Raw genomic sequence first — 11802 nt, 5'->3', positions numbered from 1 at the left:
CCAGCTCCCCCCACCTCAGGAGTTACCGTGTCCCACCACATCATGTCGCGGCGCCGCCTGCTGGCCACCGGCGGCGGCCTGTCCCTCGCCGCACTCCTCGCCGCCTGCTCGGACGACTCTCAGAAGCCGCAGAGCACCGGCGGCGCCGCGAGCGGTGGCGCGCTCGCGCTGAGCCTGCTGCTCCCCGGCGACCTGCCGGCCGGCTGGGACCCCGTCCTGGCCGAGGTCAACAAGAAGCTCCAGGCCGACCTGGGCTTCACCATCAAGCCGCAGTTCATCCCGTGGACCAGCTACGGCCAGCAGGCGCTGCTCAAGTTCACCGCCGGGGAGAAGTTCGACACCGCGCTGCAGGCGCGCTGGCTCAACATGACCCAGCTGGCGGCCAGCGGCTCGATCGTCGAGCTGAGCAGCCTGCTGTCCAGCGGCAAGTACCCCAACCTGGCCGCCACGATCGACCCGAAGATCATCGAACTGAACCGGTGGAGCGGCAAGCTCTACGGCCTGCCCCAGATCAACTCGGTCGCCCGCTTCCACCACTTCAGCATCCGCCAGGACCTGGCGGAGAAGCTCGGCATGAGTGACATCACGGACTTCGCGGGGCTGGAGAAGTTCTGGTACGACGTCAAGCAGAAGAACAAGGACATCATCCCGATCGGGGTCAGCTCCCGGATGCCCAAGCTGCTGGTGGCGTGGAACCCGGTCGGCTGGCTCAACCCCTACATGTGGGACAACCCCACCATGAGCATCGCCTCCTTCACCGGCGACTCGCTCAACTTCGTCCTGGCCGCCGACGGCAAGCAGACCGGCTCGTCCAACCCGATCCCGTGGTGGGAGGCCCCGGGCATGGTGGACGCGCTGCGCAAGATCCGGAAGTACTACCAGGACGGGCTGATCAACAAGAACGCCCTCACCCTGGACACCAAGGCGCTGGACTCCCAGTTCAAGGCCGGCCGCGTCGCCAGCAGCTGGGCCATGACCGACGGCCTGTCCTCCACGGCGCTGCCTGAGCTGACCAAGAACGTGCCGGGCGCGATGATCGCGAACGTGATGCCGCTCAAGGGCGGCGAGAGCGCCAAGCCGTACCAGACCTTCCAGAGCGACAACTTCGTCGTGCTCAACGCCAAGGGCCAGAGCAACGAGAAGGCCATGCAACTGCAGGACTGGGTGTCGATCAAGGAGAACCACGACCTGCTCAATTACGGCATCGCCGGCAAGGACTGGAACCCCATCGGCGAGGACAAGTACGAGAAGCTGTCCACGTACACCTTCCCCGGCTTCGCCCTCGCCTGGCGGGCCAAGCTGGAGCGCCGGGTCAAGGACATGACTGAGTCCGAGACCAAGTGGTTCGACTGGGCACAGGACATCAACAACTTCACCATCGACCCGTACGCCAGCTTCGTTCCCGACCCGGAGCCGATCAAGCGGGAGAACACCCAGGTCACCGCCGCCATGACGCAGTTCGCCAACCCGCTGTTCATCGGCGCGGTGGACGTCGACCAGGGGCTGGACAAGCTGAAGAAGGCGCTGGACAGGGCGGGCCTGGCCAAGGTGCAGGCGGAGATGGCCAAGCAGGCCGACGCCTACCTCAAGGGCCAGTGAGAATGACACCCTGCATGTGACCGGCTCCGGCCACGCCCGTAATCTCGTCACCGGCCGCCGCGTCCCCCTCGGCCGCCCGATCGAGGTGGGACCGCTCAGCACCGTGGTGCTCTACCTGGAGGACTGATGCACTCCTTGCTCGACCTGTCGCCCGCGCTCACCTGGGAGGACGCGTTCCTCTCCGGCAACGGCGAGGTCGGGATCATGGTGTACGGCGAGCCGCGGGAGGAACGGGTGGTGGTCAACCACCACCGGTTCGTGCTGCCCAACGGCACCCGCGACCGCCGCCCGCCCGCCATCGCGCACCTGCTGCCGGAGATCCGTTCCCTGATCCTGGCCGGGCGGCCGGTCGAGGCCCAGGCGCTGGCGGCCGACGGCCGGAGCCTGGAGTGGACGCAGCCGTTCCACCCCGGCTGGGAGCTGGTGATCTCACGGTCGGTGTCGAGTGGGGAGTACCGCCGCACCACCGACTTCGCCACCGGTGAAGTCACCACGGAGTCGCACCGGGCCTTCGTCTCCCGGGCCGACGCCGTCGTCGTCCAGCGCCTCACCGGTGACGTCACCCTCCGCCTGACCGGCGACCTGCCCGGCAGGCCGGACACGGTCCGCTACGAGACGGCGGCCGGCGAGCGCGACGGCCAGGTCTTCCTGCGGATCCGCGGCACCTACCCGCCCGAGGGCGGCGGAGCCGTCGGCTTCGAGGGGCTCACCCTGGTCCGGCCGCGCGGCGGGAGCGTCGCCGTGGAGGGCGACACGGTGACGGTGACGGGCGCGGCCGAGGTGCTGCTGCTGACGAAGACGGCCCGGTACGACGAAAGCCCGGCGGAGCCGCTCCCGGCCGCCGACCTGGGAGAGCTGGCCGCGCTGGGGTACGACGGCCTGCTGGAAAGGCACGTCGCCCGGCACCGCCCGCTCTACGAGCGCGTCACCCTCGACCTGGGCGCCACCCCGGACGAGCGGGCCAGGCCGGTCGGCGAGCTGGCCGGCGCCGCGCTGCTGGAGCGGCTGTTCCACGCGGGCCGCTACCTCCTGCTGAGCTCCGGCGGCATCCTCCCGCCCCGGCTGACCGGCCTGTGGCTGGGGCGTGGGGAGCGGCCTGGTCGGGCGACTTCACCACCGACGCCAACCTCAACCTCCAGATGTCGGGCGTCAACATCGGCGCGCTGCCGGAGCTGATCGACGGGTACGCCGACCTCATCCGCGGCCAGATCGACCACTGGCGCACCAACGCCAGAGAGATCTACGGCGCCAGGGGCATCCTCGCGCCGAGCCGCACCGACGGGGAGAACGGCCACCTGTTCCACCTGAACGCGAAGTGGCCGTGGACGATGTGGCTGGCCGGGGCGGACTGGCTGCTTTATCCGCTGGTGGAACACGCAGAGACCACCGGCGAGCCGGTCCCCGAGCTGGCGGATTGGCTGGCGGAGTGCCGCCTGTTCTGGGAGGACTTCCTCGCCGGGACGGACGGGAGCGTCGTGCCGTCGTTCTCGCCCGAGGTGGGGCCGGGCGGTGGTCCCTTCGCCTGCGTCAACGCCACCATGGACGTCGCGGCGGCCAGGCACGCGCTCGGCGACTCCCCGGCGGGCAGGCGGCTTCCGCCGTACAAGATCGACGAAAGGGGCGCGCTCGCCGAGTGGATCGCGGACGTGGCGCCGTACGAAGATCACCGGCATGTCAGCCACCTGTACCCCGTCTGGCCGCTGCACGAGATCAACCCCGACGACACGCCGGAGCTGGCGACGGCCGCCCGCGAAGCCCTCCTGCTCAGGGGCGATGAGAACGTGTCGGCGCACGGGAGCCTGCATCGGGCGCTGGCGGCCGCGCGGCTGAAGGACGGGGAGCTGGCCTGGGCGAATGTCCGGAAAATTCTAGACAACGGGATGTTCTTCGACTCGTTGATGAGCTCTCACAACCCCGGCCGGGAGATCTACAACGCCGACGCGGCCATCAGCCTGCCGGGCGTCTTCCTCGAGCTGCTGGTCTACTCGCGGCCGGGGATCGTCGAGCTGCTGCCCGCGCTGCCGTCGGCCCTGGAGCGGGGCCGCGTGAGCGGCGTCCGCTGCCGGGGCCGGGTGACGGTCGAGGAGCTGACCTGGGGTGACGGCATTCGCGCCCGGCTCACCTCGCCGATAGATCAGACTGTCACGGTGATCCATCGTGCCTCGGGCCTGCGCCGAGAAGTTGAGCTGCCTGCTGGAAAGAGTGTGGAGATCGCATGATCCGCAACCCCGTACTGCCCGGTTTCCACCCCGACCCGTCGATCGTGCGGGTGGGGGATGACTATTACCTGGCCACCTCGACCTTCGAGTGGTACCCGGGCGTGCGCGTCCACCACTCCCGCGACCTGGTGAACTGGCGTCCGCTCGGCGGCATCCTGACCGAGCGCAGGCTGCTCGACCTGTCCGGCGTGCCCGACTCCGGCGGCGTCTGGGCGCCCGACCTGACCTACCACGACGGGCTGTTCCACCTCGTCTACGGCGTCATGGACAACTACGCCCTCGGGTACAAGGACATCGCCAACTACCTGATCACCGCGCCCTCGATCGAAGGGCCCTGGTCCGATCCGGTGCGGCTGCCCGGCCGCGGCTTCGACGCCGCCCTCTACCACGAGGACGGCCGGAGCTGGCTGCTCAACATGGTCTTCGACTCCCGGCCCGGACGCGGGTTCGCCGGGATCGAGATGCAACCCCTCGACGGCGGCAAACCCGAGCTGATCCTGCCCAACCGCAACATCACCGAAGGCCCGCACATCTACCGGATCGACGGCTGGTACTACCTGATGGTGGCCGAGGGTGGCACCGGTTACGAGCACGGGGCCACGGTGCTGCGGTCCCGCTCGCTGGCCGGGCCGTACGAGGAGGACCCGGCGGGGCCGATGCTCACCTCGCGGCACGACCCGAGCGTGGCACTGCAGAAGGCGGGGCACGGCTGCCTGGTGCAGACGCAGACGGGGGAGTGGTACGTCGCTCACCTCGTGGCGCGGCCGTACCACAATCGCAGGTGTGTGCTCGGGCGTGAGACCGCGCTGCAGCGCGTGGTCTGGGAGGACGGCTGGCCGCGCGTGGCGGGCGGCGTGGCCGCCGCCGAGGTGGTCCCGCCCGCGCTGCCCGCCCATCCGTGGCCGGCGCCCGAGGACTCCCCGAGCGGGCTCGGGACGGACTGGAGCACGCTGCGGCGGCCCGCCTCGCCGGACTGGCTGGTCGCCGACCCCGGCGGCTTCACCGTCCAGGGCGGCCAGTCACCGTACGGCCTGCGCAGCCCGAGCCTGCTCGCGCGGCGGGTCACAGCGCAGAAGTGCTCCCTGGAGGCCGTCATGCGGTTCGAGCCGGACAGCGTCCATCAATCGGCGGGGATCACCGCGTACTACAACTCGCGCAACTGGCACTACCTCGCGCTGACCACCGACGGCCTGGTGCTGACCAGCAGCGACCGGGGCACCCGCACCGAGCACCTGCTCGGCCCGGCGGGACCCGAGGTCAGGCTGCGGGTGGAGTTCGACGGGCCGGTCGTGCGGTTCAACGACGGTCCCGAGCTGGACGCGACGATCGTGTCGGACGAGCACGCCGACGAGTTCATCGACGGTCACGTGCGCGCGTTCGGCTTCACCGGCGCGTTCGTCGGATTCTGGGTGCAGGACCTGGCGGGCGAGGGCTGCGCCGCACGGTTCGAGCAGATCAGATACGACACATGAACGTGCACGTGGCGACCCGGGGCCACGAAGGGCCTGCGCTGCTCCTGGTGCACGGCTGGGGCGGCGACCACCGGGTGTGGGACGCGCTGGACTTCGGCGAGCGCCGGGTGATCGCCCCCGACCTGCGCGGCCACGGCAGGTCACCGGCCCCGGCAACCGGATATCGGCCTGCCGACCTGGCCCGTGACCTGCTGCCGCTGCTGGACGGGCCGGTGGTGGCCATCGGGCACTCCATGGGCGCCCAGGTGGTCACCGCGCTGGCGGTCGAGCATCCGGACCTGGTCAGCGCGCTGGTGGTCATCGCCCCCGCCTACGGCGCCGACGAGGCGGAGGAGCGGCTCATCCCCGGGCGGCTGGCGGCGCTGCGTGCCGACGGTGCGGACGCGGCGTTGCGGCAGCTCGGGCCGCTGCCCGCGCCGATCACGGAGCAGCTGCTGGCCACGCCGGGTCACGTGCTGGCCGAGTGCTACGCCGGGATGTACACCGTGCCGGGGGCGTTCGGGGTGCGCCGGGAATCCGCGCGTTATCTGGCCAGGCGGACGTGCCCGGTGCTCGCCGTACACAATGTGCCGCAGGCCGCGCAGTGGGAGGCGGGCCTGCCCGGGCACCCGCGCTCCACGACCGTGGTGTGGCCGGACGCCGGGCACTTCCTGCACCTCGACCATCCCGCGCGGTTCGTGGACCTGGTGCTGGCCGAGTGGGGCTGCTGAGTCCCGGCGGGCCGTGACGCGTGCCGCGCCACGGCCCGGCCGTCAACTCCGCAGAGCCCGGGCCGGGACGATGCCCGTGATGGTGCTCCCCTCGCCGGGCACTCGGTTCACCGTGAGCTCCCCGCCGATCTCGGCGAAGCACGCTTTCATCACGGCCACCTCCCGGTCGGCCTGACCGTCGGCAAGGCCGTCCCCGTCGTCGCTGACCGTCAGCCGCAGGCCGCTTGCGGCCAGCGTGGCGGCGATCGAGACCGTACGGGCACGGCCGTGGCGCTCGATGCCTGCCAGCGCCTCCTGCACCGCGGCGAACACGTTGCGAGTGGCGAGGTCGGGAACATCGCCCTTGGGCAGGGCCCAGATCTCGACCGCGACCCCCGAGCGTGCCGACCAGTCCTCAAGCAGCTTCTCCAACATCCGCGCAAGGCTCTCGGCCTCATGCGACTGCTCTTCCAAACGTTCCAAGATCGGGCCCCATCGTCGTGGTGTCGCAAGAGCGGCGGATGGCTAGGAGGTCTCGCGCCGTTTCCGCACGGCGGTCAGATCACCGCCACCGCGGATCTTCATCCCCTGTGTCCGAGATGCTACACGCACAAGGGGGTATCAGAGGGTATGCAGGGAATCACCCTCCGATGCGACCGGTCGCGCCGCCGGACAGGAGCACGTCGAGGAAATGGTCCATCGCCTCGTCCACCGCCTGCCTGTCCCCGGTGGCCAGCAGGTCCATCATCAGACCCCGGGCCACGGCGAGGCTGAGCCGGGCGTTCGCCCGCGCCTTCGCCGGCGGCAGCCCGGCGCGGCGGCTCAATTCCGTCAACGGCCCCAGCCAGCCCTCGACCATTCTGTCCAGCAGGTGCGTGGTGCCGGGCCGCCCCTGCAACGCCTGGCCGCACATTTCGAACCAGAGCCGCTCCTGCGACAACCGTGCCTGGTCGGTCAGCCGTCGCCAGAACCGGCGGGCCACCTCGGCCACCGGTGCTCCGTCGTCGAGCTCGCGCTGGAGGTCGGCCAGGGCCGCCTGCTCCTCCTCCTCCACCGCGCGGATAAGTTCGACGAGCAGTCCTTCGCGCGAGCCGAAGTGGTAGATCAGCATGCGGTGGCTCGTGCCGATCGCGGCCGCCAGCCCGCGAAGCGTGAGATCCGAGGTCCCCCTGTCGGCCAGGTGGCCGATGGCGGCGTCGAGCAGCCTGCGCTTCGGGCCCTTCTCCGCGGTGTCCTCCATAGGTGCGAGATCGTACAGGCAGGGGTACGGAGACGCGGCGGCGTGCGGCGCCCGCGGGGAACCGCTTCCGCCGATTTCCGGGCCGATTCAGCCGGATCTGCGCTTGCGATAGGCGCGCTGCTGGCAGGCGCGGGAGCAGTAGACGCGTGGGCGGCCCGACGCCCCGGGCTCCAGAGGCCTTCCGCACTCCTCGCACTGCTGAGTTTCGTCACGCTTTTCGTCACGGCTGTTGATGAGGGCCTCGACGCCGTCCAGCAGGCGGCGCAGGCCGAACTCGAAGGAGTCCTCGGGGGCGTCCCAGCCGCCGGCCGTCCACAGGTGCGTGATCGCAGGATAGCGGTCGAGGCGTTCGTAGAGCGTGTCGCGCGCGCCCCACCACTCCTGCTCGGACACGCCGCTGCGCCGTTCCTCGCGCTGGGTCTCGAGCAGGAGCAGGGCCTCGGCGTCGACGAACCTGCCGACTACGCCGACGACGGCGATCACCTCGGACGGGGTGAGCGCGGTGTCGATGAGGGTGCTCAGCATGTAGTCGTAGTGGGCGACGGCGTTGGGTCCTGGGAGGTGGCGGGTGCCGCGTACCTCGCCCAGCCAGGGGTGCCTCTTCCTGATCCGCCACGCCTGCCGCGCGCCGGCCTCCAGCCGCGCCCGCCAGCCTTCGGCGCTGGGCACGTCGTCGGGGTGCTCGCCCGTGACCTCGTCCACCATCAGGTCGACGAGCTGGTCCCGGCCGGGCACGTGGCGGTAGAGGGACATGGTCGTGAAGCCGAGCCGGTCGGCCACCTTGCGCATCGACAGACCGGCCAGGCCCTCGGCGTCGGCCAGCTCGATGGCGGCCTGCACGATCCTGCCCAGGCTGAGGCCGGGCCGCGGCTCGCGCTCCCGCGCTCGCCACAGCAACTCCACCCCGTGGTCCGGGTCCCCGGCTCTGCCTCGTGTCATTGGCGCCCTCCTTGCTTATGGTGTACTACTACGTGTACGCCATAAACCACAAATGGAGGTCCTGATGTTCCACTTCCATGTCGCGCCTTCCGGTGACGACACCTGGCCGGGCACGGCGGAGCGTCCCTTCGCCACGCTCGAACGCGCCCGGTCCGCGGCCAGGGAGGCAGCCAGAGAGTCGGCAGGTGACGTCGTCGTGCACCTCAGGGCGGGCGTCCACGTGCCGGCCGGGCCCCTGGAGCTCACCGAGGCCGACTCGGGGACCGTCTACCAGGCGTACGGCTACGGCACGCCCGAGCAGGAGGAGGCCGTGGTGAGCGGCGGCCGCCTCATCACGGGCTGGCAGGTGCGGGCGGACGGCGTGTGGTCGGCCGACGTCGGCCACCTGGACTTCCGCCAGCTCTACGTGGACGGCCGCCGCGCCCTCCGCGCCGGCATCCCCGGCCTGCCCGGCACTGCCGCCGCAAACGTCACGGGTTACGTCACAGACAGTGCGGACCCGCTCGGGTGGCGGAGCCCGGGCGACGTGGAGTTCGTCTACCGGGGCGTCTACCCGTGGACAGAGGCCCGCTGCGGAGTGGCCGGCGTCTCGGCGGGCGGCGGCCCGACGGTGATCACCATGGCGCAGCCGGTGTTCGGATGGGCCGCCGAGCTCTACAACTCCACCTGGGAGGGCCAGACGTCGCAAGGCCCCGGGCTGCCCACCCGCATCGAGAACGACGCCGCCTTCCTCAGCGAGCCGGGCACTTTCGTGCTCGACCGCTCACGTCCCGGGCGGCACGTCCTGCTCTACCTGCCTGGCCCCGGCGAGGATCCCGAGCGCACGCGGGTGGTCGCGCCGGTGCTGGAAACGCTGCTGAACGCCGTGGGGACGCGGAACGTGTCGTTCCGAGGCATCGTGTTCGCCGACGCGACCTGGCTGCGGCCAAGCCGTCCCGAGGGCTTCCTGCACTATCACGGCAGCGGCTACTACGAGGGCGGCGGCGTCGAGACGGCCGTCCTGGGCGAGGGGATGTCGGTGACGTTCCCGGCCGCGTCGGCGTCGATCCCGGCGTGCGTGACGTTCGCGGACGTGGCCGGGGTGGAGATCGAAGGCTGCCGGTTCACCCGGCTCGGGGCGTTCGGGCTGAGCATCACGGGCGGCGCCGAGGTCGTGGTGCGCGGATGTGACCTCGACACACTGTCGGGCGGCGGCGTCTCGGTGTCGGGCGGGCGGGATGTCACGATCGAGGACACCTGGGTGCATCACGCCGGGCTCGAGTACAGCGGGTCGCCGGGGATCGCCGTGATGGGCACGAAGGGGTGCGTGGTCGCGCGGAACGAGGTCGCGGACGTGCCGCACTGCGGCATCGTCGTGGGCCCGGGGGAGGGGACGCGCGTCCTGCGCAACCTCACCGTGGACACCATGCAGGTGCTGGCCGACGGAGGCGGGATCTACCTGGCCGGGGCGCAGGGAACCTCGCGTGCGGACGGGGCGCTGGTGCAGGGCAACGTCATCGAGGACACGCGCACGCCGTACAACTTCGGGCTCTACACCGACTACGGGGCCTCGTGGGTGACGGTGGAGGGGAACGTCGTCGCGCGGGCGGACAGCACGGCCGTGCTGACGGTGGCGCCGCCGCTGGAGAACGTCGTCTACCGGGGCAACTTCTGGGACGCCGACCCGGTCGGGCACGATGGCCCGCCCAGCGGGGTGACCTACGAAGGGAACGTGACGCTCAAGGACGAACGGGAACTGAACGCCGCCACCGCCGGCATCCGGTCACGGGCGGGGCTCGCCCGTCCGCGGGCGGGGTCGCGCTCGGCGGGATCGTCGCGCCGGTGAAGCCCGGCACCGGCGCCGTCCCGTTCTGGTCGCCGGCCTGCGCCTGAGCTCATGGCTCGGCCCTGCCGGTGGCCCAGGCCCATGCGGCGATGCCGACCCGGTTCCTGGCGTCGATCTTGCGCTGGACGGCCGCGATGTGGTTCTTGACCGTGCCCGGCGCGAGGAACAGCTCCGCGGCGATCTCGGCGTTGGTCTTGCCCTGCGCCACCATCGCGACGATCTCGTCCTCGCGCTCGGTGAGGACGACGTCCGGCCGCTCGCGCGGCAGGCCACGCTCGCGCAGCAGCCGGACGGTGAGCTGGGGGCTGATGAGCATGTCACCGGTCATCGCGGCCCGGATGGCCTCGACGAGCAGCGCGGGGCCGGAGCGCTTGAGCACGAACCCCGACGCGCCGTGCCGCAGCGCCGCGTGAACGTACTCGTCGAGCCCGAACGTCGTGACGATCACCACGTGGATGCCCGTGCCGGACAGGGCGCGGGCCACCTCGATGCCGTCGGCCCCGGGCATGCGGATGTCGGCGAGCACGACGTCGGGCTCGATCGCCCTGGCCGTGTCGATCGCGGCCCGGCCGTCGGCGGCCTCCGCCACGACGGTCATGTCGGGCTGGGCGTCGAGGATCAGCCGGAAGGCGCTGCGGATGCCTTCCTGGTCGTCGGCGATGAGGATGCGGGTGGCCACTCCGGCGATTGTGCCAGCGGCAGTCGGGCGATCAACGACCACCCGTCCCCTACGGCCTCCGTCGCCAGGTCACCGCCCTGCTCCCGGACGAGCGCCGCCAGCCCGGCCAGGCCGGACCCGCCGCGCCGCCCGCCGCGCGCTCCGGTCACGCCGTCGTTGGCCATCGTGATCTCGAGCGCGCCGGATTCGGCGCCGACGGTGAGGCCCACCCGGGTGGCCTGGGGAGCGTGCCGCCGTACGTTGGTCAGTCCCTCGACCACGATCCGGTAGGCCAGCGCCCCGAGCTCCGCGGGAACCGTCACGTGCGGATCCACGCGCAGGCGGACCTGAGCGGCGCCCGCGGCGGAGAAACGTTCGGCGGCTGCGCGGATGCCGCTCAGGTCGCCCGCGGGGGAGCGGGGCCGGTCGTGGTGGAGCATGTCCAGGGTGCGGTCCAGCATCGACATGGCGCGCTGCCCCGCCGCTTCGACGCGTTCGAGCGCCCGCAGCGGATCGCCCGTGACCGTGCCTGCCTGGGCGTGCGCCACCATCTCGCTGATGTCGTGGGCGACGAAGTCGTGCAGGTCCCTGGCGAGCCGCAGCCGCAGCGCGGCGCGGGCGTCGGCCACCGCGCGGGTCTCGCGTGCCTCGACATGGCGCAGGTAGCCGCCGACGGCGGCGGCCAGGAGCGCGCCCAGGCCCCAGAACGCGCAGACGCCCACCCCTTCCAGCGGCGAGGCGGGGGTGAACGAACGCAGCAGCCACACGGACGCGGCCAGACCCGCCGCCGGCGCGGCCGCGGCGGCCTGCCGCGGCGGCGCGTACCGGACGACCAGGCCGGTCAGCGCCATGAGCGCCAGGCTCTCGGTCATCCACAGCGCGCCGGCGCCCGGCGCGGGCGCGGCCACCCCGAGGACGCAGGCCAGCGTGACGGCGAAGGAGACGGCGGCGGCCGGCCAGACCAGGGCGGGCAGCCGCGACCTGAGCGGCCGGCGGAACAGGACGGCCGCCGCCGCTCCGACGGCAACCAGCACCGGCACGGAGGCCGCGACCCACATCAAGCTCACCGCACCGAGGATATGCCCGCGCCAGAAGCACCCACAGGGTGCCGAACGGCATGTTCACCGGCGGCAAGGGTGCCGAACGGCATCTCGCCCGGCA

11 protein-coding genes are annotated in these 11802 nt (G+C 71.6%); 6 read left to right on the top strand and 5 right to left on the bottom strand.

Annotation, left to right across the window (positions count from 1 at the left end):
- The first annotated feature begins 27 nt into the window (after positions 1-27).
- The 5 genes from ABN273_RS37845 to ABN273_RS37825 all read left to right on the top strand — a co-directional run bounded on the left by ABN273_RS37845 (position 28) and on the right by ABN273_RS37825 (position 6000).
- Positions 28-1599, top strand: coding sequence for a DUF3502 domain-containing protein (locus ABN273_RS37845; protein WP_349453950.1), 1572 nt, complete (start codon positions 28-30; stop codon positions 1597-1599).
- 126 nt (positions 1600-1725) lie between these two features.
- Complete coding sequence (locus tag ABN273_RS37840) at positions 1726-2775, top strand: glycoside hydrolase family 95 protein (RefSeq protein ID WP_349453949.1); 1050 nt, start codon at positions 1726-1728, stop codon at positions 2773-2775.
- The gene (locus tag ABN273_RS37835; RefSeq protein ID WP_349453948.1) at positions 2673-3818 is read left to right on the top strand and encodes a glycosyl hydrolase family 95 catalytic domain-containing protein; all 1146 of its coding nucleotides are present in this window, start codon (positions 2673-2675) and stop codon (positions 3816-3818) included. The genes ABN273_RS37840 and ABN273_RS37835 overlap by 103 nt, the downstream gene beginning before the upstream one ends.
- Positions 3815-5290 carry a glycoside hydrolase family 43 protein gene (locus ABN273_RS37830; protein ID WP_349453947.1) on the top strand — a complete coding sequence of 492 codons (1476 nt, stop codon included), beginning with the start codon at positions 3815-3817 and terminating at the stop codon, positions 5288-5290. The genes ABN273_RS37835 and ABN273_RS37830 overlap by 4 nt, the downstream gene beginning before the upstream one ends.
- The gene (locus tag ABN273_RS37825; RefSeq protein WP_349453946.1) at positions 5287-6000 is read left to right on the top strand and encodes an alpha/beta fold hydrolase; all 714 of its coding nucleotides are present in this window, start codon (positions 5287-5289) and stop codon (positions 5998-6000) included. Before ABN273_RS37830 ends, ABN273_RS37825 begins: the two co-directional genes overlap by 4 nt.
- Positions 6001-6042: 42 nt before the next feature.
- On the opposite strand, the gene ABN273_RS37820 is transcribed toward ABN273_RS37825, so the two are convergent.
- The 3 genes from ABN273_RS37820 to ABN273_RS37810 all read right to left on the bottom strand — a co-directional run bounded on the left by ABN273_RS37820 (position 6043) and on the right by ABN273_RS37810 (position 8158).
- Positions 6043-6414: a sensor histidine kinase gene (locus tag ABN273_RS37820; protein ID WP_349453945.1), complete on the bottom strand. Its 372-nt coding sequence runs from the start codon at positions 6412-6414 to the stop codon at positions 6043-6045.
- Positions 6415-6619: 205 nt separating this feature from the next.
- Positions 6620-7219 carry a TetR/AcrR family transcriptional regulator gene (locus ABN273_RS37815; RefSeq protein WP_349453944.1) on the bottom strand — a complete coding sequence of 200 codons (600 nt, stop codon included), beginning with the start codon at positions 7217-7219 and terminating at the stop codon, positions 6620-6622.
- A gap of 87 nt (positions 7220-7306) precedes the next feature.
- A complete protein-coding gene (locus ABN273_RS37810; RefSeq protein WP_349453943.1) occupies positions 7307-8158 on the bottom strand; it encodes a TetR/AcrR family transcriptional regulator in 852 nt (283 codons plus the stop codon).
- Positions 8159-8222: 64 nt separating this feature from the next.
- Here ABN273_RS37810 and ABN273_RS37805 point away from each other — a divergent pair, with 64 nt between their 5' ends.
- Positions 8223-9983 carry a right-handed parallel beta-helix repeat-containing protein gene (locus ABN273_RS37805; protein WP_349453942.1) on the top strand — a complete coding sequence of 587 codons (1761 nt, stop codon included), beginning with the start codon at positions 8223-8225 and terminating at the stop codon, positions 9981-9983.
- 49 nt (positions 9984-10032) lie between these two features.
- Here ABN273_RS37805 and ABN273_RS37800 read toward each other — a convergent pair whose 3' ends face one another.
- Together ABN273_RS37800 and ABN273_RS37795 are read right to left on the bottom strand one after the other, a co-directional pair.
- A complete protein-coding gene (locus ABN273_RS37800; RefSeq protein ID WP_349453941.1) occupies positions 10033-10662 on the bottom strand; it encodes a response regulator in 630 nt (209 codons plus the stop codon).
- The gene (locus ABN273_RS37795; RefSeq protein ID WP_349454006.1) at positions 10602-11699 is read right to left on the bottom strand and encodes a sensor histidine kinase; all 1098 of its coding nucleotides are present in this window, start codon (positions 11697-11699) and stop codon (positions 10602-10604) included. Before ABN273_RS37795 ends, ABN273_RS37800 begins: the two co-directional genes overlap by 61 nt.
- Between the last annotated feature and the right edge of the window lie 103 nt (positions 11700-11802).

It is taken from the genome of Nonomuraea sp. B19D2 (assembly GCF_040137845.1).
Classification (GTDB): domain Bacteria; phylum Actinomycetota; class Actinomycetes; order Streptosporangiales; family Streptosporangiaceae; genus Nonomuraea.
Note: the sequence above shows the minus strand (reverse complement) of the source record. Positions and strands in the feature narration are given on the sequence as shown.